Annotated in this window: 18 protein-coding genes, 1 tRNA gene and 1 pseudogene; 5 read left to right on the top strand and 15 right to left on the bottom strand. The window is 64.1% G+C overall.

Going from position 1 to position 20,710, the window contains the following annotated elements; all coding sequences use genetic code 11:
• Nucleotides 1-214 (bottom strand): annotated as a pseudogene (locus G3N97_RS07700) (hypothetical protein); the annotation flags it as partial.
• Between the two features lie 308 nt (nt 215-522).
• Here G3N97_RS07700 and G3N97_RS07705 point away from each other — a divergent pair.
• The 3 genes from G3N97_RS07705 (at nt 523) to G3N97_RS07715 (ending at nt 2,429) form a co-directional block, all read left to right on the top strand.
• Nucleotides 523-599: transfer RNA gene (locus tag G3N97_RS07705), tRNA-Pro, on the top strand.
• Between the two features lie 235 nt (nt 600-834).
• Nucleotides 835-1,299 carry a phosphohistidine phosphatase SixA gene (sixA, locus tag G3N97_RS07710; protein WP_205992697.1) on the top strand — a complete coding sequence of 155 codons (465 nt, stop codon included), beginning with the start codon at nt 835-837 and terminating at the stop codon, nt 1,297-1,299.
• Nucleotides 1,300-1,610: 311 nt separating this feature from the next.
• Nucleotides 1,611-2,429: a GNAT family N-acyltransferase gene (locus G3N97_RS07715; RefSeq protein ID WP_205992698.1), complete on the top strand. Its 819-nt coding sequence runs from the start codon at nt 1,611-1,613 to the stop codon at nt 2,427-2,429.
• 100 nt (nt 2,430-2,529) lie between these two features.
• On the opposite strand, the gene ppx is transcribed toward G3N97_RS07715, so the two are convergent.
• On the bottom strand, nt 2,530-4,077 hold the full coding sequence (gene ppx / locus G3N97_RS07720; RefSeq protein WP_241030454.1) for an exopolyphosphatase: 1,548 nt from the start codon (nt 4,075-4,077) through the stop codon (nt 2,530-2,532).
• A 280-nt stretch (nt 4,078-4,357) separates the two neighbouring features.
• On the opposite strand from ppx, the gene ppk1 reads away from it, so the two are divergent.
• Nucleotides 4,358-6,421, top strand: coding sequence for a polyphosphate kinase 1 (gene ppk1 / locus G3N97_RS07725; RefSeq protein ID WP_205992700.1), 2,064 nt, complete (start codon nt 4,358-4,360; stop codon nt 6,419-6,421).
• A 129-nt stretch (nt 6,422-6,550) separates the two neighbouring features.
• Here ppk1 and phoR read toward each other — a convergent pair whose 3' ends face one another.
• The 12 genes from phoR to G3N97_RS07785 all read right to left on the bottom strand — a co-directional run bounded on the left by phoR (nt 6,551) and on the right by G3N97_RS07785 (nt 19,297).
• Nucleotides 6,551-7,864 (bottom strand): phosphate regulon sensor histidine kinase PhoR, encoded by a 1,314-nt coding sequence (gene phoR, locus G3N97_RS07730; protein ID WP_205992701.1) that lies wholly within the window; start codon nt 7,862-7,864, stop codon nt 6,551-6,553.
• A 174-nt stretch (nt 7,865-8,038) separates the two neighbouring features.
• A complete protein-coding gene (phoB, locus tag G3N97_RS07735; protein ID WP_027817258.1) occupies nt 8,039-8,740 on the bottom strand; it encodes a phosphate regulon transcriptional regulator PhoB in 702 nt (233 codons plus the stop codon).
• 52 nt (nt 8,741-8,792) lie between these two features.
• Entirely contained in the window at nt 8,793-9,497 is a 705-nt protein-coding gene (phoU, locus tag G3N97_RS07740; protein ID WP_065061353.1) for a phosphate signaling complex protein PhoU, read from the bottom strand.
• Between the two features lie 41 nt (nt 9,498-9,538).
• The gene (gene pstB, locus G3N97_RS07745) at nt 9,539-10,387 is read right to left on the bottom strand and encodes a phosphate ABC transporter ATP-binding protein PstB (RefSeq protein ID WP_205992702.1); all 849 of its coding nucleotides are present in this window, start codon (nt 10,385-10,387) and stop codon (nt 9,539-9,541) included.
• Nucleotides 10,388-10,402: 15 nt separating this feature from the next.
• Nucleotides 10,403-11,299, bottom strand: coding sequence for a phosphate ABC transporter permease PstA (pstA, locus tag G3N97_RS07750; RefSeq protein WP_065061351.1), 897 nt, complete (start codon nt 11,297-11,299; stop codon nt 10,403-10,405).
• Complete coding sequence (gene pstC / locus G3N97_RS07755) at nt 11,296-12,282, bottom strand: phosphate ABC transporter permease PstC (protein ID WP_205992703.1); 987 nt, start codon at nt 12,280-12,282, stop codon at nt 11,296-11,298. The genes pstA and pstC overlap by 4 nt, the downstream gene beginning before the upstream one ends.
• A 237-nt stretch (nt 12,283-12,519) precedes the next feature.
• Complete coding sequence (gene pstS, locus G3N97_RS07760) at nt 12,520-13,551, bottom strand: phosphate ABC transporter substrate-binding protein PstS (protein ID WP_205992704.1); 1,032 nt, start codon at nt 13,549-13,551, stop codon at nt 12,520-12,522.
• 142 nt (nt 13,552-13,693) lie between these two features.
• Nucleotides 13,694-13,957, bottom strand: a complete 264-nt coding sequence (locus G3N97_RS07765) for a hypothetical protein (RefSeq protein ID WP_205992705.1) — start codon at nt 13,955-13,957, stop codon at nt 13,694-13,696.
• Between the two features lie 43 nt (nt 13,958-14,000).
• Nucleotides 14,001-15,353 carry a phosphoglucosamine mutase gene (gene glmM / locus G3N97_RS07770; protein WP_205992706.1) on the bottom strand — a complete coding sequence of 451 codons (1,353 nt, stop codon included), beginning with the start codon at nt 15,351-15,353 and terminating at the stop codon, nt 14,001-14,003.
• 99 nt (nt 15,354-15,452) lie between these two features.
• Nucleotides 15,453-16,259 (bottom strand): dihydropteroate synthase, encoded by an 807-nt coding sequence (gene folP / locus G3N97_RS07775; RefSeq protein WP_205992730.1) that lies wholly within the window; start codon nt 16,257-16,259, stop codon nt 15,453-15,455.
• Between the two features lie 252 nt (nt 16,260-16,511).
• Nucleotides 16,512-18,404 (bottom strand): ATP-dependent zinc metalloprotease FtsH, encoded by a 1,893-nt coding sequence (gene ftsH, locus G3N97_RS07780; protein WP_205992707.1) that lies wholly within the window; start codon nt 18,402-18,404, stop codon nt 16,512-16,514.
• 230 nt (nt 18,405-18,634) lie between these two features.
• A complete protein-coding gene (locus G3N97_RS07785) occupies nt 18,635-19,297 on the bottom strand; it encodes an RlmE family RNA methyltransferase (RefSeq protein WP_065061346.1) in 663 nt (220 codons plus the stop codon).
• 250 nt (nt 19,298-19,547) lie between these two features.
• Between G3N97_RS07785 and yhbY the strand changes: the two genes are divergently transcribed.
• A complete protein-coding gene (gene yhbY, locus G3N97_RS07790) occupies nt 19,548-20,093 on the top strand; it encodes a ribosome assembly RNA-binding protein YhbY (RefSeq protein ID WP_065061345.1) in 546 nt (181 codons plus the stop codon).
• A gap of 105 nt (nt 20,094-20,198) precedes the next feature.
• Here the strand turns inward: yhbY and G3N97_RS07795 are convergent, their stop codons facing one another.
• On the bottom strand, nt 20,199-20,666 hold the full coding sequence (locus tag G3N97_RS07795) for a DUF4149 domain-containing protein (protein ID WP_205992731.1): 468 nt from the start codon (nt 20,664-20,666) through the stop codon (nt 20,199-20,201).
• Nucleotides 20,667-20,710: the final 44 nt, after the last annotated feature.

Genomic DNA, 20,710 nt, shown 5'->3' on the forward strand with positions numbered 1-20,710 from the left:
TCGCGACGAGCCGCATCTCGCCGATGCCGCCCTGCTCGACCAGCAGCTCGGTCAGGCTGCCCGCGGGCCAGCCGGCGCCGGGCAACAGGGCGTCGAGCGCGGCGTGACCGCTCGACACCGTGCGCTCGCTCGCGTACGCGAGCTGATCGCCCTGCCAGACGCGGCTTTGCAGCCGCGACGGCAGATGCGCGGTGAGCTGAATCGCGGCGGCCATGCGTGCGCTCCGTTGCCGGGTTGCCCTGTCGATCGGGAATAGTTCGCCCTGCCCGGCAATGAAGGGGCATGACGAAGGAAGTTGGGCGGGCGCATCGGGTGGCGCCGCAGTCCTGTATATTTATACAGTATTTCTGCGCGTTCCTGGAAGGGAGTTTTGGGTGGCCAGAGGTGGCCAGGCAAAGACGCGAGGCGCAATTTTGAGGGGCGGATGGCGTGCCGGGATCGTCGCAAAAGCATCGCCGGCAAAAACAGCGAGCAAACGGATTTGACGCCGCCGGTAGGGAGACGCTACAATCCGCGGTTCCTCGGAGCGTAGCGCAGCCTGGTAGCGCATCTGATTTGGGATCAGAGGGTCGTAGGTTCGAATCCTATCGCTCCGACCACAGCTTCAAGCAAAAAGCCCAGCCTTAACCGGCTGGGCTTTTTGTTTTTCCGGCGGTCCTCCGACGATTCCCGGCTACGCAGCAATCCGGGCAATCCGCACCCTTCGGCACACCCCATGCTCCCTACAATGGCAAAACACCGGCGAAAAACGAAGCAGCAAAACATGGCGAACCCCGCGCCTCGCGACATCCCGCCGATCTCGCCCCTCTCGCCCAACTCCCAGGAGAGCCGCTCATGAATCTCATCCTCTGGCGCCACGCCGAAGCCGAAGACTTTGCATCGAGCGACCTCGCGCGCCAGCTCACCACGCGCGGACGCAAGCAGGCGCAGAACGTCGCGCGCTGGTTGCGCTCACGTCTGCCCGAGGACGCGGTGATCCTCGCGAGCCCCGCCGCACGCACGATCCAGACCGCCGAGGCGCTCACCGACCAGTACCGCGTGGTGCGCGAAATCGCGCCCGATGCCAGCGTCGACGCCGTGCTCACCGCCGCCGGCTGGCCCGATGGCATCGCGTCCACCGTCGTGGTGGTCGGCCATCAGCCGACGCTCGGCGAAGTCGCCGCGCACCTGCTGTCGCACGACAGCGACCGTCGCGGCTGGCCCGTGAAGAAGTCGGGCGTCCTCTGGATCAAAAGCCGCGAACGCAACGGCGACGGCGAAGCCGTCCTGCTCGCCGCCATCACGCCCGAACTCGTTTGATCCGCGTCTGATTCCCTTCTGATCCGCATCTGATCCACGTCAGGCAGCGCCGATCGCGTCTGATCGGCGCCACACTGCGCGACGGCGCGCGCCATCTTCGCCCTATCCTCACGCGCCGCCGCTCGCGGCGCAACTTCCCGCCTGAAACCGCTGAAATCCCGCAAACGGCGTCACTAAACCGCACAACGGCGTCGCACCGATCTGTCAGGCTTACAGAGCGTCATCGAATCGTCATTGCGTTTTCATGGAAACGTAACCGCGTATTACTAAATTGCCGGGAAAGTTCTCTTACTTCCCGACCAGGACGCCCCATGCGAGATCTGCCGATGCCCACCCTGCCCTTCGCCTCGAGCCTCTTCGAGTCGAATCGGCGTCTGCCGCGTGCCGAAGAAACGGTCACCGCGCAGCACCGCCTTCAGGTGGCCTGGGCTCGCAGCGACGAAGAACTGCGCGAAGCGCAGCGCCTGCGCTACCGCGTGTTCGCCGAGGAAATGGGCGCGCGTCTGACCGGCCCGGCCGGTCTCGACGTCGACGCCTTCGACCACTATTGCGATCACCTGATCGTGCGCGATCTCGACACGCTCAAGGTCGTCGGCACCTATCGCGTGCTGCCGCCGCACGAAGCCACGCGCATCGGCCGCCTGTACGCCGAGAGCGAATTCGACGTGTCGCGCCTCGCACATCTGCGCCCGAAGATGGTCGAAGTGGGCCGCTCGTGCGTGCATCCCGACTACCGCAGCGGCTCGGTCATCATGTCGCTGTGGGGCGGTCTGGGCGCCTACATGACGCACAACGGCTACGAGACGATGCTCGGCTGCGCGAGCGTGGCGATGGCCGACGGCGGCCACTACGCGGCCAATCTCTACGCCTCGCTCGGCGCGAACGCGCTGACCGATCCGGAATACCGCGCCTTCCCGCACACGCCGCTGCCCGTCGAGGAACTGCGCACCGGCGGCAGCGCCGTGCCGCCGCCGCTGATCAAGGGCTATCTGCGTCTCGGCGCGAAGATCTGCGGCGCGCCGGCCTGGGATCCGGACTTCAACACCGCCGACTTCCTGACGCTGTTCCGTCTCTCGGACATCAACGAGCGTTACGCGCGCCACTTCCTCGGCGACGCAGCCACGCGCTGATCCGCCGCGACATCGCAAGACAAAACGCCCGGCCATCGAGCCGGGCGTTTTTCATTTCGACATCGTCACGCAGAACGCGCAGATCACGCGGAGCGCGCGATCACTCTTCCGTATAAACCACGCGATACGGAATGCCGATCTTGCCCCACTCCGCCGCTTCCTGAACGAGGTTGTAATCGGTGAGCGGATTGTTCTGCACCCAGGCGTTCGGCAGCAGCACCTCGAAGCCTTCGCCCTCGCGCATGAGCTTGATGTGCGGCAGGCCGACATCGGCGCGGCGGCGGCTCAGCAGCGCGGCCAGACGCAGGCAGAACAGCAGCGGCCATTCGACGTCGCGCGCCTGCGAGAGCTTGCCGAGCTTGCCCACGTGGCCGAGCACGAGCGCCGCGAGGCGCGCCTGGTCGGTGCGCGAGAAACCCGGCATGTCGGCGTTGCTGGCGATATAGGCCGAATGCTTGTGATACGCGCTGTGTGAAATCGACAGGCCGATCTCGTGCAGCGACGCCGCCCAGTTCAGGAAGTTGCGGTTTTCCTCGCGGCGTTCCGCGTCGGGCTCTTCGAGCTGATCGTAGAAGCTCACCGCGAGTTCGGCGATACGGCTCGCCTGCGCGCGATCCACGCCATAGCGGCGCATGAAGCCTTCCACCGTGACCGTGCGCATGTCTTCGTGCTGCGACCGGCCGAGCAGGTCGTAGAGCACGCCCAGACGCAGCGCGCCGTCGGTGGTGTCGACGTAATCGATGCCCAGTTCGTCGAACACCGCGATCATGATCGAGAGGCCGCCCGCCAGCACCGGAATGCGGTCGGGCTTGAGCGCGACGAGCTTCAGGCGGTTGACGTTCTCCGCCTTGATCAGCGCGCGCTTCAGACGTTCGAGACCGCCGCGCGAAATGCCGTGCGTGATGCCCGCATCGTTGAAACCGTTCGCCTCGACGAGTTCGGCCAGCGCGCGCGCCGTGCCCGACGAGCCGATCGCCTGATCCCAGCCGGTCGCGCGGTAGTCGGAGGAAATGATCTGGATTTCGCGCGTGGCGGCGAGTTCCGCCTGGCGCATGGTGTATTCGTCGACGTTGCCGGCCGGGAAGAACTGGCGGCTATGGCTCACGCAGCCGATATACAGGCTTTCCATGCGGATCGGCGTGTAGTGCGAACCGATGATGAACTCGGTCGAGCCGCCGCCGATATCCACGACGAAGCGCTTGCCCGCGCTCGCCGGCACCGAGTGCGCGGCGCCCGCGTAGATGAGACGCGCTTCTTCGCGGCCCGCGATCACTTCGATCGGGAAGCCGAGCGCGGCTTCGGCCTCGACGAGAAACTCGCGCGAGTTCTTGGCGACGCGCAGCGTGTTGGTCGCCACGGCGCGCACGTGATCGGGATGAAAGTCGCGCAGGCGCTCGCCGAAACGCTTGAGCGCGTCCCAGCCGCGCACCTGCGAGGCGCGGTCGAGCTGTTTGTCCTTCGACAGGCCCGCGGCGAGGCGCACGGGCTCACGCAGGGCGTCGACCGGGTAGATCTGGCTGCCGGCATCGGTTTCTTCGACCCGGCCGACGATCAGACGAAAACTGTTCGAACCGAGATCGACGGCGGCAAGCAATTGCGGATTGGTGACCATCGAGGGGGCGGGCTCCATGCGTGCGAACGCGGTCATGCGCGCTCGTTGAGCGGCGGCCGCGTTGTCCAAATATGCCATTTTAAGCGTACCCGACTTCGTCATGTCGCACCTCGCGCGAGTGACGGTCAGAAACGCCCGCTACCGGACTTCCAGGGACACCCTGACCCACTGTGCATGATTACTGCGCAAGGTGTCGAACACGTGAAAATGCGGCGTAGAATTTATGACACACCAATTGTCACAATAAAGTCATATTACTGTGAGAATTTCCGAGCGTCCGTTCGAATCATCCCCCGAAATTCCGCTTTCATTGCCAATGTCCATCCGCTACCCCCTTCTCAATCGCGAACTGGGCATTCTGGGATTCAACGAGCGTGTGCTCGCACAGGCCGCCGACCCAACCGTTCCCTTGCTGGAGCGCTTGCGCTTCATCTGCATCACCAGCAGCAATCTCGACGAATTCTTCGAAGTCCGCATGGCCGGGCTGCAGGAGCAGATGCGCGACAACCCGGGCGTGCTCTCGCCCGACGGCATGTCGCTGCAACACGTCTACGAGCTCGTGGTCGAGCGCGCGCAGCGTCTCGTGCACCGCCAGTACCGCATGCTGCACGACACCGTGCTGCCCGCGCTCGAAAACGAAGGCATCTACTTTCACGGCACCGACGCCTGGAACGAAGCGCAGACGGCCTGGGCGCGCAAGTATTTCCTCGACGAACTGCTGCCCGTGCTCACGCCGATCGGCCTCGACCCCGCGCATCCGTTCCCGCGCGTGCTCAACAAGAGCCTGAACTTCGTGGTCGAACTCGAAGGCAAGGACGCCTTCGGCCGTCAGGCGGTGATGGGCATCGTGCAGGCGCCGCGCGCGCTGCCGCGACTCGTGCGGATGCCGCAGGAACTGTCGGGCTTCCAGCACGGTTTCGTGCTGCTCGGCTCGCTGCTGCAGCGCTTCGTGGGCGAGCTGTTCCCGAGCCTCGTGGTGCGCAGCTGCAATCAGTTCCGCATCACGCGCAACAGCGAGCTGTTCGTCGACGAAGACGAAATCACCAATCTGCGCGTCGCGCTGCAGGGCGAACTGCCCGCGCGCCATCTGGGCAACGCCGTGCGTCTCGAAGTCTCGGCGGATACGCCCGTGCATCTGGTGCGGCGTCTGCTCGACGAGAGCGGCCTGAACGAGAAGGACTGCTACTACGTCGACGGCCCCGTGAATCTCGTGCGCCTCATGCAGTTGCCCGAGATGGTCGATCGCCCCGATCTCAAGTTCGTGCCGCACGTGCCCGCGATTCCGCAGCGCATCGTCGCGAACAGCAACATGTTCGACGTGATCGATCAGGGCGACGTGCTGCTGCATCATCCGTACGAAAGCTTCCAGCCCGTGCTGGAGCTGCTGCTGCAAGCCGCCAACGATCCGAACGTGGTCGCGATCAAGCAGACCATCTACCGCACCGGCACCGACTCGCCGCTGATGGACGCGCTCATGCAGGCCGCGCGCAACGGCAAGGAAGTGACGGTGGTCGTGGAGCTGCTCGCGCGCTTCGACGAAGAGACCAACATCAACTGGGCTTCGCAGCTCGAAGCCGTGGGCGCGCATGTGGTGTACGGCGTGGTCGGCCACAAGTGCCACGCCAAGATGATGCTGATCGTGCGCCGCGTGCCCGTGAACGGCCGCATGCAGCTGCGCCGTTATGTGCACCTCGGCACCGGCAACTATCATCCGCGCACGGCGCGTCTCTACACCGACTTCGGCCTCATGACCTCGGAGCCGAAGACCTGCGAGGACGTGCATCACGTGTTCCAGCAGCTCACCGGCATCGGCGGCGAGCTGCAACTGCACGAACTGTGGCAGTCGCCGTTCACGCTGCATCCGAAGCTCGTCGAGTCGATCCGCGCCGAAGCCGAAGCCGCGCGCCAGGGCAAGAAAGCGCGCATCGTCGCGAAGATGAACGCGCTGCTCGAACCCACCGTGATCGACGAGCTGTACGAAGCCTCGCAGGCGGGCGTGAAGATCGATCTGATCGTGCGCGGCGTGTGCTCGCTGCAACCGGGCGTGCCGGGCCTGTCGGAGAACATCACAGTGCGCTCGATCGTCGGGCGCTTCCTGGAACACCACCGCATCTATTACTTCTACGCGGGCGGCGCGGAAAACGTCTATCTGTCGAGCGCCGACTGGATGGACCGCAATCTGTTCCGCCGCGTCGAAGTGGCGTTCCCGATTCACGACCGCCGCCTGAAGCGCCGCGTGATCGCCGAAGGGCTTTCGTGTTTCCTCGGCGACAACCAGTCGGCGTGGCTCATGCAGAGCGACGGCCATTACAAGCGCCGCCGCGCCGGCAAGGCCGTGCGCAACGCGCAGATGAGCCTGCTCGCGAAGTTCTGTTCGTGAGGGTTTGAAGCCGGTTTAAAGCCCGAGCCTTCGCTGATGACGTAAAAAAAGCCGCTTCGATCGAAGCGGCTTTTTCATTGGGCGCCGGGAAAAACCTGCGCCACGCGATGACCACCATTCACATTGCGCTCAAACCGGCGCAGGCTGACGCCGCGTCGTACGCGCCGACGGAAAGCGCACGGTGAACGTACTGCCGCGCCCTTCCTCGCTCTTCACTTCGAGCGCCGCATCGTGACGCTGCAGCACGTGCTTGACGATCGCGAGCCCGAGACCCGTGCCGCCCGTGTCGCGCGAACGGCTGCGGTCCACGCGATAGAAGCGCTCGGTCAGGCGCGGAATGTCGCTGGCCGGAATGCCGAAACCGGTATCGGTGACGGAGAACACCGCCTGCCCGCCTTCCACGCGCCACGCCAGATGCACCTTGCCGCCTTCGGGCGTGTAGCGCACGGCATTGGTCGCGAGATTGCCCAGCGCGCTGAGAATTTCGGTTTCCGAACCAGTGAGCGAAAGCCCGTCGTCGAAATCGGCGCTGATCTGATGATGACCGCCCGAGAGGCTTTCCGCGTCCTCGCGCACGTGGACGAGCACGGCGCGCATGTCGATCATCTGATCGCCCGGCGAACGCCCTTCGCCTTCGAGCTTCGCCAGCACGAGCAGATCGGTCACGATGTGACGCATGCGCGACGCCTGCTGCTCCATGAGGTCGAAATAGCGGTTGCGCTCGTCTTCGGACAGCGGCAACTCGCGCATCGTCTCCAGAAAGCCCGAGAGCACCGTGAGCGGCGTCTTCAGTTCGTGCGAGACGTTGGCCACGAAGTCGCGGCGCATGGCGTCCGTGCGTTCGAGCTCGGTGATGTCCTGCGAGAGCACGAGCTTGCGGTTGTCGCCATACGGAAACACCTGCACCGAGAGCACGTTCTGCCGCTTCGTGCCCATGCCGCGCATGATCAGCATGTCCTTGTAGTCGTGCGAATTGAGGTAGCGCACGAAGTCGGGCTGACGCACGAGATGGGTGATGTGCTGGCGCAGGTCGCGTTTGGCGTCGAGGCCGAAATGGACTTCGGAGATCGCGTTGCACCACTCGATCTGGTCGTGATCGTCGAGCATGGCCACGCCGTTGGGCGACGCCTGGATGGCCTGGATGAAGCGCGAGTGCTGCTGTTCGACCTGGCGCACCTGGGCGTGCCAGCGCTTCGCGAGCTTGTGCAGACGGTAGTAGATTTCGCCCCACACGCCCGGCGCGCTCGGCACTTCGCCGTAGACCGGCGCGTCGAGCAGACGCCACAGGCGCTGTTTGTGGAAGGTGCTGAAAACCATTTGCGCGGCCAGCAGCGCGACGGCCAGCGCCAGTGCGAGCTTCACGCCGAAAAATGCGCCGACGCCCGTGCAGACGAGCGCAAGCAGCACGATCGATACGAGGGCGCGCGCCCAGATGATGTTCATGTTCCTGCGATCGATGAGAAGAGGAGTCCGGACCGGGGCGCTGCGGAATCGGAAAGCGCCGGCGCGCGCATCAAGCAGGCTTGCGCCCGTCACCGGCGTACTGCCGCCCGAGCGCAGGCGCTCAGGCTTCGGAGCGGCTCAGCAACTGAGCGCCCCGCTCACCCGGTCGCCGGTTCAGGCGCTCTTGGCGAGCCGGTAGCCGCTGCCGCGCACCGTTTCGATCATAGCATCGCAGCCCGCGGGCTTGAGCGCGGCGCGCAGACGCTTGATATGCACGTCGACGGTCCGCTCCTCGACGAACACGTGATCGCCCCACACCTGATCGAGCAGTTGCGTGCGGCTGTGCACGCGCTCCGGATGCGTCATGAAGAAGTGCAGCAGGCGGAACTCGGTCGGGCCGAGATCGAGCTTGATCTCCGAGCCTTCGGCGTGCGCCGCGACGCGGTGCGTGGCCGGATCGAGCTTGAGACCGTTGATGGCAACCACGTCTTCCGTGAGCTGCGGCGCGCGGCGGCGCAGAACCGCCTTGATGCGCGCCATCAGTTCCTTCGGCGAAAACGGCTTCGTGACGTAATCGTCGGCGCCGATTTCGAGGCCAAGCACCTTGTCCTGCTCGTCGCCGCGCGCGGTCAGCATGATGATCGGAATATGCTTCGTGCGCTCGTTGTTGCGCAGATCGCGCGCGAAATTGACGCCCGACTTGCCCGGCAGCATCCAGTCGAGCAGGATGAGGTCGGGCAGCACGTCGCTGATCAGGTTCTGCGCCTGTTCCGCGTTGTACGCGCGGATCGGGCAATGACCCGCGTGTTGCAGGTTCACGGAAATCAGCTCGGAAATCGCGGGCTCATCTTCGATGACGAGAATGCTGCTGGGCATCGGCACCTCTGGCACTAAGACCTGTTAAACCGTTGTTACGTGATGTGAAGGATCAGCTGAGCGCTTCGCGCTCGAGTGCGTCGCGCGACTTGTGGCGCACGTCGGTGCCCTTCACGATGTAGATGATGAATTCGGCGATGTTCTTCGCGTGGTCGCCGATCCGCTCGATCGCCTTGGCGATGAACAGATAGTCGAGGCCCACGGAAATCGTGCGCGGATCTTCCATCATGTAGCTCACGAGCTTGCGCACGAAAGCACGGAATTCCTCGTCGATCGCCTTGTCGTCGCGCACGATCTGCGCGGCCGCCACGGTGTCGAGACGCGCGAACGCGTCGAGCGCGCGGCGCAGGATCGACACGGCCATCTCGCCCGAGACCTTGATCTCGGCGATATTGACCGCGCGCGAAGCGCCGTCTTCCATCAGACGCTTGGTGCGCTTGGCGATCTTTTCGGCTTCGTCGCCGGCGCGCTCGAGGTTCGTGATGGTCTTCGAGATCGCGAGCACGAGACGCAGATCGCGCGCGGCCGGCTGACGGCGCGCGATGATGTTGCTGCACTCTTCGTCGATCTCGACTTCCATCGTGTTGAGGCGGTCTTCGGCGGCGATCACGCGCTCGGCGGCTTCGCCGTCGAACTCGTTGAGGGCCTGCATCGCCGTGATGATCTGCGATTCCACGAGGCCGCCCATTTCGAGCACCTTCGACGAAATCAGGTTCAGGTCGGCGTCGAACTGGCTGGACAGATGCTTGTCGGACATGTCGTTTCTCCCTTCTTCCGCTTGGGCGTCGCCCAACGGGATCAGCCGAAGCGGCCGGTGATGTAGTCTTCCGTTTCCTTGCGGACCGGCTTGATGAAGATCTTCTCGGTGTCGCCGAATTCGATCAGCTCGCCGAGATACATGTACGCAGTGTAGTCCGAGCAACGCGCGGCCTGCTGCATGTTGTGGGTCACGATCACCACCGTGTAGTCGCTCTTGAGTTCCGCGATCAGCTCTTCGATGCGGCCCGTGGAAATCGGGTCGAGCGCCGAGCACGGCTCGTCGAGCAGCAGCACTTCCGGACGGATCGCAATGCCGCGCGCGATGCACAGACGCTGCTGCTGACCGCCCGAGAGGCCGTAGCCGCTCTGGTTGAGCTTGTCCTTCACTTCGTTCCAGAGCGCCGCCTTGGTGAGCGCCCACTCGACGCGGTCGTCCATTTCCGGGCGCGACAGCTTCTCGAACATCTTCACGCCGAACGCGATGTTGTCGTAAATCGACATCGGGAACGGGGTCGGCTTCTGGAACACCATGCCGACGCGCGCGCGCAGCAGCGAAATGTCCTTGTTGTAGGTGAGCAGGTTCTCACCGTCCATCAGGATCTCGCCTTCGGCGCGCTGCTCCGGATAGAGCGCGTACATCTTGTTGAAGGTACGCAGCAGCGTGGACTTGCCGCAGCCCGACGGGCCGATGAACGCCGTCACCTTGCCTTCGGGAATCTGCAGGTTGATGTTCTTCAGCGCGTGGTATTTGCCGTAGAAGAAGTTCAGGTCCTTCACTTCGATCTTCGGCTTGCCGAGCATGAGGCCGCTTTTGCCCTGGGCGGGGTCGAGGCCCGACGGCGCGGTACCGTTTGCAGCGGGATTGAGGTGACTCTCTGCCATATTCATCGGATGACTCCGCCCTTACTTTTTCGAAAAGATGGTGCGCGCGAGGATATTCAGCCCCAGCACGCCCAACGTGATCAGGAACACGCCGGCCCAGGCAAGCGACTGCCATTGGGAGAACGGGCTCATCGCAAACTTGTAGATGGTGACCGGAAGGTTCGCCATCGGCTGATTCATGTCCATGCTGAAGAACTGGTTCGACAGCGCCGTGAAGAGCAGCGGCGCGGTTTCGCCGGCGATACGCGCCACGGCGAGCAGCACGCCCGTCACGATGCCCGCGATCGACGCCTTGAGCGTGATCGACAGCACCATCTTCCACTTCGGCGTGCCGAGTGCGAAGGCCGCTTCACGCAGCGCGTTCGGCACCAGCTTGAGCATGTTCTCGGTCGTGCGGATCACGATCGGGATTTCCAGCAGCGCCAGCGAGATCGCACCGGCCCAGCCGCTGAAGTGGCCCATCTTGGCGACCACGAGCGCGTAGACGAACAGACCGACGACGATCGACGGCGCCGACAGCAGAATGTCGTTGATGAAGCGCGTGATGCTCGCGAGCCAGCCCTTCTGGCCGTATTCGGCGAGATAGACGCCCGCCAGGATGCCGATCGGCGTGCCCACGAAGGTCGCCAGCGCCACCAGTTGCAGACTGCCGACGATCGCGTTGGCGAGACCGCCGCCATCGGTGTTCGGCGGCGGCGTCGACTGCGTGAACAGTTGCACCGACAGACCGCCCACGCCGAGCGACAGCGTCGTGTAGAGAATCCACACGAGCCACAGCAGGCCGAAGGCCATCGCGCCGAGCGACGCCGTCAGTGCGATCGCGTTGGTCACGCGGCGGCGGCTTTGCAGCTTGCCGCGCATGCGTTCGAGTTCGGGGCCGTAGATGGCGCCCGGGATTTTCAGCAGCGGCTCGCTCATCGCGCACCCTCCGACTTTTCAAGGCGCAGCAGCATGATCTTCGAGATCGCCAGCACGATGAAGGTAATCACGAACAGAATCAGGCCGAGCTCCATGAGCGCCGCCGTGTGCAGGCCCGGGCTCGCTTCGGCGAACTCGTTGGCGAGCGCCGAGGTGATGCTGTTGCCCGGCGAGAACAGCGAGACGTTGTCGAGCAGGTTCGTATTGCCGATCACGAAGGTCACGGCCATCGTTTCGCCGAGCGCGCGGCCGAGGCCGAGCATCACGCCGCCGATCACGCCGGTCTTGGTGAAGGGCAGCACGATCTTCCACATCACTTCCCACGTCGTGCAGCCGATGCCGTACGCCGACTCCTTGAGCAGCACGGGCGTGACTTCGAACACGTCGCGCATCACCGAGGCGATGTACGGAATGATCATGATCGCGAGAATGACGCCCGCGCACAGAATGCCGATACCGATCGGCGGGCCCTGAAACAGCGGGCCGATCAGCCACACGTCGCCGAGCAGATGGCCGAGCGGGCGCTGGAAGTATTGCGCGAAGATCGGCGCGAACACGAGCAGACCCCACATGCCGTACACGATCGACGGGATCGCGGCAAGCAGTTCGATGGCGATGCCGAGCGGGCGGCGCAGCCACGCCGGCGACAGCTCGGTGAGGAACAGCGCGATGCCGAAGCTCACAGGCACGGCAATGATCAGCGCGATCAGCGAGGTGGCGATCGTGCCGTAGATGGGCACGAGCGCGCCGAACTGGTCGCTGGGAGGATCCCAGTCGGCCGTCCAGAGGAATGAGAGACCGAACTTCTGGATCGTCGGCATCGAAGCGACGACCAGCGACACGATGATGCCGCCGAGCAGCAACAGCGTGACGATGGCGGCGCCGCGGGTGAGGCCGCCAAAAATGATGTCCCCTGCCGGGCTGGGCGCTTTCTGCTGCGCGGCGTTGCCGGGCGGGTTCGAGACGAGCGGGACGTCGGACATGATGACCTGTATCCAGTTGCCGCAAGCGAGGCTCGCGACGTTGATGCGGTTCCAGAACCGCCGACCGCCCTGCGCCGGTCCATTGACCGGTCGATCAGCAATCAGGGCGGCACATCGTAGCGGGTGTATTTACGGAAATATTGCAGATTTATTACAACTGCATAACCAGTGTTCCGGAAGCAGCACGGGCCGCACGCGTGAGGCGGGCGGCCCGGTTCAGCTACACGGTCGGTCCGCTTATTCGGCGATAGCCTTGCCGCTTGCGTCCTTGACCTTTTCCTTCCACTGCGACTTGATCTCGCTCACGACCGATTGCGGCAGCGAAATGTAGTCGAGGCTGTCAGCAGCCGGGGTGCCGTTCTTGAACGCCCAGTCGAAGAACTTGAGCGTTTCCTTGCCTTGATCCGGCTTGTCCTGTGCCGTGTGCAGCAGCACGAACGTGGCGCCCACGACCGGCCATGCGTCCTTGCCCGGTTCGTTCGTCAGGATCTGGTAGAACGACTTCTTCCAGTCTGCGCCGGCGGCAGCGGCCTTGAACGTGTCCGTGCTCGGCTCGACGACCGCGCCCGACTCGTTCTTCATGGCAGTGTAGACCATGTGATTTTGCTTGGCGTACGCCCACTCGACGTAGCCGATCGCGCCCGGCAGACGCTGCACGAAGGCGGCGACGCCGTCGTTGCCCTTACCGCCCGTACCCGTCGGCCAGTTCACGGTCGAGCCTTCGCCGACCTTGCTCTTCCACTCAGGGTTGACCTTCGACAGGTAGTTCGTCCAGATGAAGCTGGTGCCCGAACCGTCGGCGCGGCGAACCACGGCGATGTCCAGATCCGGCAGCTTGACCTTCGGGTTCAGCGCGGCGATTTCCGGGTCATTCCACTTCTTGACCTTGCCGAGGTAGATGTCGCCGAGCACCTGGCCCGACAGCGTGATTTCGCCAGCCTTGATACCCGGCACGTTGATCGCCGGCACGACGCCGCCAACCACCGTCGGGAACTGGAACAGGCCTTCCTTCGCCAGTTCGTCGTCCTTCAGGGGCGCGTCCGAACCTGCGAAATCAACCGTCTTGGCGACGATCTGCTTGATACCGCCCGACGAGCCGATGCCTTGGTAGTTCACCTTGCCGCCGCCCGACTTTTGATAGGCATCCGCCCATTTCGTGTAGATCGGTGCTGCAAAGGTGCTGCCCGCGCCGGTGATGTCAGCAGCGTGGGCTGCCATCGCGAAGAGGGCGCCAGCAACGCCAGCGAGCGCGGTTTGCATCAATTTCATGAGACCTCCAGGTGTGTGAGCGGATGAACGACAGGGCGAAGAATAGGGCCTCTGTGTGACAGTACTGTGACGATTCATGAAGCGTTCGTGACAGTACGATTACCGCCTGAAAGTCGGGGAATCGAGAAATTAGGCGTTCGCTTCAAAAGCGCGAATGCCCGGCTGGCAAGCCGTTGCGGCCGCCCTGCCCCGCCCGGCGGGCGTTTGCCCGTGCAGCGGGGTCCGACTGGAAATGCCGCATGCAGGCGTCTGAAAGCTTTTCGAAAACGCGCGTGGGCGGTTCGCAAACGTTTTGGAACGTTCGCTCGAACAGCGAAATTTCCGCTGAAGAATGTGGTGCGGCGCACATGGAAAACGCGATGCGCGACGCATTGTCGCGCCCAGCATCGCGTTTTTTCGCAGACATCAGGACCGCATTGCGCGGCCCGGGATCCAACCGATCACGCGAATCAGGCGATCGCGCGCTTCACCGTATCGGCGATCGATTCGGCGTAATGGAGCGTGTCGCGCTCGTCGCGCGCTTCCACCATCACGCGCAGCACCGGCTCCGTGCCCGAGGCGCGGATCAGCACGCGGCCCTTGCCCTTGAGCTCGGCTTCGGCGTCGGCAATCGACTTCTGGATGGCGGCGTTGCCCTTCCAGTCGGCGCCCTGCGCGATGCGCACGTTGATGAGCTTCTGCGGGAACAGCGTGACGCCGTCGGTGAGCTGCGCGAGCGTCTGGCCGCTGCGCTTCATGGCCGCGAGCACCAGCAGCGCGGACACGATGCCGTCGCCGGTCGTATGACGGTCCAGCGAGAGAATGTGGCCGGACCCTTCCGCGCCGATCTGCCAGCCGTGTTCGCGCAGTTGCTCCAGCACGTAGCGGTCGCCCACGTTCGCGCGCACGAACTGCACGCCGAGGCGCTCGAGCGCCTGCTCGACCGCGAGGTTGGTCATCAGCGTGCCGACCGCGCCTTCCACCTTGCCGTCGGTCGCGATACGGTCCTTCACGAGCACGTAGAGCAGCTCGTCGCCGTTGTAGAGGCGCCCCTGTGCGTCGACTACCTGGAGGCGGTCAGCGTCGCCATCGAGCGCGATACCGAGGTCCGCGTGATTGGCGCGCACCGCGCGCACGAGCGCGTCCGGCGCCGTCGCGCCCACGCCGTCGTTGATGTTGAAGCCGTTCGGCGATACGCCGATCGGAATCACGTCCGCGCCCAGTTCGTGGAACACGTGCGGGGCGATGTCGTAGGCCGCGCCGTTCGCGCAGTCGATCACGAGCTTCAGGCCGCGCAGATTGAACGCCTGCGGGAACGTGCTCTTGCAGAACTCGATGTAGCGCCCGCCCGCATCATGCAGACGGCGCGCGCGGCCGAGCTGCTCGGACGGCGCGCAGTCGAGCGGCAACTCGAGCTGTTCCTCGATCTGCGTTTCGACTTCGTCGGGCAGCTTGTTGCCGTCGGCCGAGAAGAACTTGATGCCGTTGTCGTAGTACGGATTGTGCGACGCGCTGATCACCACGCCCGCGGCCAGACGCAGCGCGCGCGTGAGATAGGCGATGCCGGGCGTGGTCATCGGTCCGGCCAGCATCACGTCGATCCCCGCAGCCGACAGCCCCGCTTCGAGCGACGCTTCCAGCATGTAGCCCGAAATGCGCGTGTCCTTGCCGATCAGCACGGACGGACGCGGCCCCGACGCCGGCGCGGCACCGGCCAGCACCTTGCCCGCCGCGTAACCCAGCCGCAGCACGAAATCGGGCGTGATCGGCGCGACGCCAACCTTGCCGCGAACCCCATCGGTTCCGAAATAACGACGTCCCATACCTCAAACCTCTCTTTGGTTCTATTTTGCGGCGACTTCGCGCCGCGCTTTTCATGCTGTGCTGTTGTCTTTTGCTGCCGATTTTCGCGGCTCGCGTGCTTAAACGCGCTCGGCGGCGCGCATGGCGCCCCACACCTTGAGCGCATCGACCGTCGGCGCCACGTCGTGCACGCGGATGATCGCCGCGCCCTTCTGCGCCGCGCACACCGCCGCGGCCACGCTGGCCGCCACACGTTCCGGCGCGGGCCGGTTGACGAGCGCGCCGAGCATCGACTTGCGCGACATGCCCGCGAGAACCGGATACGGCGCGACGCCCTGTGGCACCGCGGGCGCGGTCTGCGGCAGATGCGCGAGCAGCGCGTAATTGTGTTCGATCACCGACTTGCCGAAACCAAAACCCGGATCGACGCTGATGCGCGCCTTCGCGATACCCGCCGCCTCGAGTGCGGCGCAGCGTTCGGCCAGGAACTCGCGCACTTCGCGCACCACGTCGACATAATCTGGCTCGCCGACCTGCATCGTCTGCGGCTCGCCGAGCATGTGCATCACGCACAGCCCGCAATTGCTCTCGCGCACGGCGTCGACGGCGCCCGGCATGCGAAAGCCCCAGATGTCGTTGATCAGGTCCGCGCCCGCAGCAAGCGCGTGGCGCATGACTTCCGGCTTGTAGGTATCGATCGACAGCGGCACATTCGCGTCCTTGAGCCGCTCGATGAGCGGAATCACGCGTTCGAGCTCTTCGTCGAGCGGCACGGGCGGCGCGCCAGGACGCGTCGATTCCCCGCCGATGTCGATGATGTCCACGCCGTCGAGCACCATCTGCTCGGCGCGGCGCAACGCGTCATCGAATGCCACGTAGCGGCCGCTGTCGGAAAACGAATCGGGCGTGGCGTTGAGTATCCCCATGACGAGCGGGCGCTCGAAGGTCAGCGTGAAACGGCCGCAGGCGAGCGGCTCCGGGGCAAGCTCAGGGTGAAGATTATGACCCTGTGAAGTCAGATTGGGCACGTCAAGAAACGTCAGAGGTGTAACGAAATACGGCCGCGCGCAAACGCAAACTCGACGGCCTGCGCAGCCCAGCGACCAGAAATGCAAAACGGGCCGGCGTGATGTTCACACCGGCCCGCAACTTTACTCGATCTGACGCACCGCAGGCGGTCAGGCCGGCGCAGTGGCGCTGCTGCCGGGCTTGACTTCGGTGCCCGTGCTGCTGCCACCCGACGACGCATCGCCCGCAGACGGGCTGCTCTTCGGCGAGCGCGGCGGACGGCCGGCCATGATGTCGTTGATCTGATCGGCGTCGATCGTTTCCCACTCCATCAGCGCGGCGGTCATGGCTTCGACCTTGTCGCGGTTTTCATCGAGCAGACGCTTCGCGAGGCTGTACTGCTCGTCGAGCACGCGGCGGATTTCCGCGTCGACCTTCTGCTGCGTGGCCTCCGAAATCACACGCGTGAAGCCCTTGCCGAATGCGCCGCCGTCGTTGTCGTCGTCAGCGTAGACCATCGGTCCGAGCGCGTCGGTCATGCCGAAGCGCGTGACCATGGCGCGGGCCGTCTGCGTTGCCTTGTTGAAGTCGTCCGACGCGCCCGTGCTGATCAGGTTCATGAACAGCTCTTCCGCTACGCGGCCGCCGAACAGAATGGCCAGACGATCCAGCAGATAGTCCTTCGAGTACGTTTCGTTGTCGTGCTCGGGCAACTGCCACGTCACGCCCAGTGCACGGCCACGCGGAATGATCGTGACCTTGTGAACCGGATCGGCCTTCGGCAGCAGCTTCGCGATCACTGCGTGACCCGACTCGTGATACGCCGTGGCACGCTTCGCTTCTTCGCGGATAACAGCCGACTTGCGCTCCGGACCCATGAAGATCTTGTCCTTCGCGTCTTCGAAATCCTGCATTTCGACGATGCGCTTGCCGCGACGCGCCGCGAACAGCGCGGCTTCGTTCACGAGGTTCGCGAGGTCGGCGCCCGAGAAGCCCGGCGTGCCGCGTGCGATGACCGCTGCGTCCACGTCGTTGGCGATCGGCACCTTGCGCAGGTGAACCTTCATGATCTGCTCGCGACCACGGATGTCCGGCAGACCGACGTAGACCTGACGGTCGAAACGGCCCGGACGCAGCAGCGCCTTGTCGAGCACATCCGAACGGTTGGTCGCCGCGATCACGATGACGCCCGAGTTCGCCTCGAAACCGTCCATCTCCACCAGCATCTGGTTCAGCGTCTGTTCGCGCTCGTCGTTACCGCCGCCCATGCCGGCGCCACGATGACGGCCGACCGCATCGATTTCGTCGATGAACACGATACAGGGCGCGTGCTTCTTGGCCTGCTCGAACATGTCGCGCACGCGGGCCGCGCCCACGCCGACGAACATTTCGACGAAGTCCGAACCCGAGATGCTGAAGAACGGCACCTTCGCTTCGCCGGCGATGGCGCGCGCAAGCAGCGTCTTACCGGTACCCGGAGGGCCGACCAGCAGCACGCCGCGCGGAATGCGACCGCCCAGCTTCTGGAATTTTTGCGGATCACGCAGGAAGTCGACGAGCTCGGACACTTCTTCCTTCGCTTCGTCGCAGCCTGCGACGTCGGAGAAGTTGACCGCGTTGTTGTTTTCGTCGATCAGACGCGCGCGCGACTTGCCGAACGAGAACGCCCCGCCTTTGCCGCCGCCCTGCATCTGTCTCATCATGTAGAACCAGAACACGATGATCAGGATCGTCGGCCCGAGGTAGTACAGCGCCGACACGAGCGCATTCGGCTCTTCGTCGGCCTTGCCGCTCACCTGCACGCCGTATTTCATCAGGTCGCCGACCATCCAGATGTCACCCGGGGAGACGATCTGATATTTCTGGCCGTCGGCCGGAGTGACTGTGAGGTTCCGCCCCTGCACCACGACGTTCTTGACCTTGCCGTTCTTCGCGTCGTCCATGAACTGCGAATAGGAAACGCCTTCCTGGACACGGGGCTTGTCGAACTGCTTGAACACCGTAAACAGCACCAGTGCGATTACCAGCCACACCGCTGCCTTCGAAAACATGTTGTTGTTCAAAGCACCACTCCTTCACTCATAGACGGGCGCCTACATTTGCCTTGCGACACCACCAAAGCATTCTAATCCAGTACGCAGGGCCTCGCCATAACGTTTCGCTACCGCCGAGATAGCCCGCGCGCCTTGTGGGAACTGCCTCCGGAGGCCGGCGCGAAGCTTTTTCGCACCGCTTCATGACAGTTATTGCAAAGCGCTTGCTGCACCGGAACCGATTCTTCGCGTTGCCCGGTTTAACGGGGTCGCTTCAGATGTTTGCCCAATATAAACGTTTCGGACGATTTATCGCGCGAAGCCTTCGGCTTGCGCGCGGCCACGACCTTGAACTGATGCTTGAAGTTCTCGACGATCTGGCTGTAACCACTGCCGTGAAAGCATTTTACTAAAAGGGCACCATCAGGTTTCAGATGATTCTGCGAAAACTCGAGCGCGAGATCGCAAATATGCTCGATACGCGCGGCGTCCGCAGACGCGACTCCGGACAGATTGGGTGCCATGTCCGAAATTACAAGGTCCACCGGACGACCGCCCAGCGATTCTTCCAGTTGCGCGAGCACGGAGTCTTCACGGAAGTCGCCCTGCAGGAATTGCACGTCGGCGATCGGCTCCATGGGCAGGAGGTCGAGCGCAATGATCGTGCCGTCGATACCGCCCTGACGCTGCTCGTCGCGCTTCGAGCTCTGCACGAGTTTGTTGCGCGCGTACTGGCTCCAGCTGCCCGGGGCGGCGCCGAGGTCGACGATCACCATGCCCGGGCGGATCAGTTTGTCCTGCTCGTCGATTTCCTTCAGCTTGTAGGCGGCGCGGGCGCGATAACCCTCCCGCTGCGCCATCTTCACATACGGATCGTTAATATGGTCGTGCAGCCACGACGTGTTGAAGCGGTTTTTTGCCATTAAAGATGAACTCTTGCTGCGTGATGTCGCGCTTTTAGCGGATAATACGCGTTTAATTCGTGCGGCCGTCGCGGCCCGTCCGGTTTCTGTGGCGTGTTTGCACCGCCGCGCCTGCCGGTCTCTGCCCGCGCCGCGCCGTCCTCCACGGTTTTTTCCGTTGTTTCCGACGCGCCTTTCGCCCGGCGGCCCCTTGTTGTGTGGCCGCGATTCATGGCGAGCGCCGTCATTTTAGTCGAGTCTGCCACATCCCATGCCCGCCCTCACTCTTACTGCCGAACAGCGCTCCGAACTTCGTTCCGCGGCTCACGCGCTCAAACCGGTCGTGCTCATCGGCGCCGAGGGACTGACCGACGCCGTCCTCAAGGAAATCCAGGTTCACCTCGACGCGCACCAGCTCATCAAGGTCCGCGTGTTCGGCGACGAGCGCGAAGAACGCGTGGCGATCTACGAAGAGATCTGCGACCGACTGAACGCCGCGCCCATCCAGCACATCGGCAAGCTGCTGGTGATCTACAAGCCCGAGCAGGCCAAGCCGAAGACCACCCTGGCTCGCGCCGGCGCACGCGGCACCGTGTCGCGCCCGGCAGGCGACGTGCCGAGCGCACGCGAAGCCGGCAAGCGTGGCGCGTCGCCGCGCGTGGTCAAGGTCGTCAAGCCGTCGGACAACCCGATGCGCAAGCCGAAGAAGCAAAGCGTCACGGTCAAGGGCAACGAACGCGTCACGCAAGGCGGCAACGTCAAGCGCGCCAAGAAGCGTCAGACCAGCGCGAAGCGTTCGCATCAGAACGCCAAGTAAGCGAGCCGTTCGGGGCGACAGCTTCTTCGCCCGATGGCCGAAATAAAAAAGCGCGGCACGCATGCCGCGCTTTTTTGTTGCGCGATCGAGTCGCGCGTACTTCACTCAGCGGCGCACGCCGCGCGCCGAAGGCAGCAGCCACACGAGCCACGCGCCCAGCAGGCTTTCGATCAGATAGAACAGGCTCGAAATGCCGTGCAGCATGCCAAAGCGGCTCGCATACGCCGAATGGGCGATGTCGATACCCGCCTGCGCCGCGTTCATGCGCATGGCGTTCATGAACGGCTGCAGCGCGTAATAACCGACCACCACGCACAGCAGCATGCCGACCAGCAACCAGCGCAGCCGCCGATAACCGATCTCGCCGCGCTTCACGAACACGTTCGCGAGCACGAGCAGCACCACGCCGCTCACGAGCCCGATCATGCCTTCGATGCGAAACACCTGCGCCGCGATCGCGCCCGCCGACATGTGGTCGAGCGACGCGAACAGCACGGGCGCCACCGCATAACCGATCGTCAGCTGGCTGCCGACCCACAGCATCGCGATCAGCGCGAACAGGCGGTGCGGCACGAGCGAGCCGCCCTGCCGGCTGGCCGCGATGTCGGCGCTCACGT

Source organism: Paraburkholderia sp. Ac-20347, from assembly GCF_017104805.1.
GTDB lineage: Bacteria > Pseudomonadota > Gammaproteobacteria > Burkholderiales > Burkholderiaceae > Paraburkholderia > Paraburkholderia tropica.

Bases quoted from the DNA above. Each gene is read 5' to 3' on its own strand.
- sixA (WP_205992697.1), top strand. From the start codon at position 835: ATGAATCTCATCCTCTGGCGCCACGCCGAAGCCGAAGACTTTGCATCG.
- G3N97_RS07715 (WP_205992698.1), top strand. From the start codon at position 1,611: ATGCGAGATCTGCCGATGCCCACCCTGCCCTTCGCCTCGAGCCTCTTC.
- ppx (WP_241030454.1), bottom strand. From the start codon at position 4,077: ATGACCGCGTTCGCACGCATGGAGCCCGCCCCCTCGATGGTCACCAAT.
- ppk1 (WP_205992700.1), top strand. From the start codon at position 4,358: ATGTCCATCCGCTACCCCCTTCTCAATCGCGAACTGGGCATTCTGGGA.
- phoR (WP_205992701.1), bottom strand. From the start codon at position 7,864: ATGAACATCATCTGGGCGCGCGCCCTCGTATCGATCGTGCTGCTTGCG.
- phoB (WP_027817258.1), bottom strand. From the start codon at position 8,740: ATGCCCAGCAGCATTCTCGTCATCGAAGATGAGCCCGCGATTTCCGAG.
- phoU (WP_065061353.1), bottom strand. From the start codon at position 9,497: ATGTCCGACAAGCATCTGTCCAGCCAGTTCGACGCCGACCTGAACCTG.
- pstB (WP_205992702.1), bottom strand. From the start codon at position 10,387: ATGAATATGGCAGAGAGTCACCTCAATCCCGCTGCAAACGGTACCGCG.
- pstA (WP_065061351.1), bottom strand. From the start codon at position 11,299: ATGAGCGAGCCGCTGCTGAAAATCCCGGGCGCCATCTACGGCCCCGAA.
- pstC (WP_205992703.1), bottom strand. From the start codon at position 12,282: ATGTCCGACGTCCCGCTCGTCTCGAACCCGCCCGGCAACGCCGCGCAG.
- pstS (WP_205992704.1), bottom strand. From the start codon at position 13,551: ATGAAATTGATGCAAACCGCGCTCGCTGGCGTTGCTGGCGCCCTCTTC.
- G3N97_RS07765 (WP_205992705.1), bottom strand. From the start codon at position 13,957: ATGTCTGCGAAAAAACGCGATGCTGGGCGCGACAATGCGTCGCGCATC.
- glmM (WP_205992706.1), bottom strand. From the start codon at position 15,353: ATGGGACGTCGTTATTTCGGAACCGATGGGGTTCGCGGCAAGGTTGGC.
- folP (WP_205992730.1), bottom strand. From the start codon at position 16,259: ATGGGGATACTCAACGCCACGCCCGATTCGTTTTCCGACAGCGGCCGC.
- G3N97_RS07785 (WP_065061346.1), bottom strand. From the start codon at position 19,297: ATGGCAAAAAACCGCTTCAACACGTCGTGGCTGCACGACCATATTAAC.
- yhbY (WP_065061345.1), top strand. From the start codon at position 19,548: ATGCCCGCCCTCACTCTTACTGCCGAACAGCGCTCCGAACTTCGTTCC.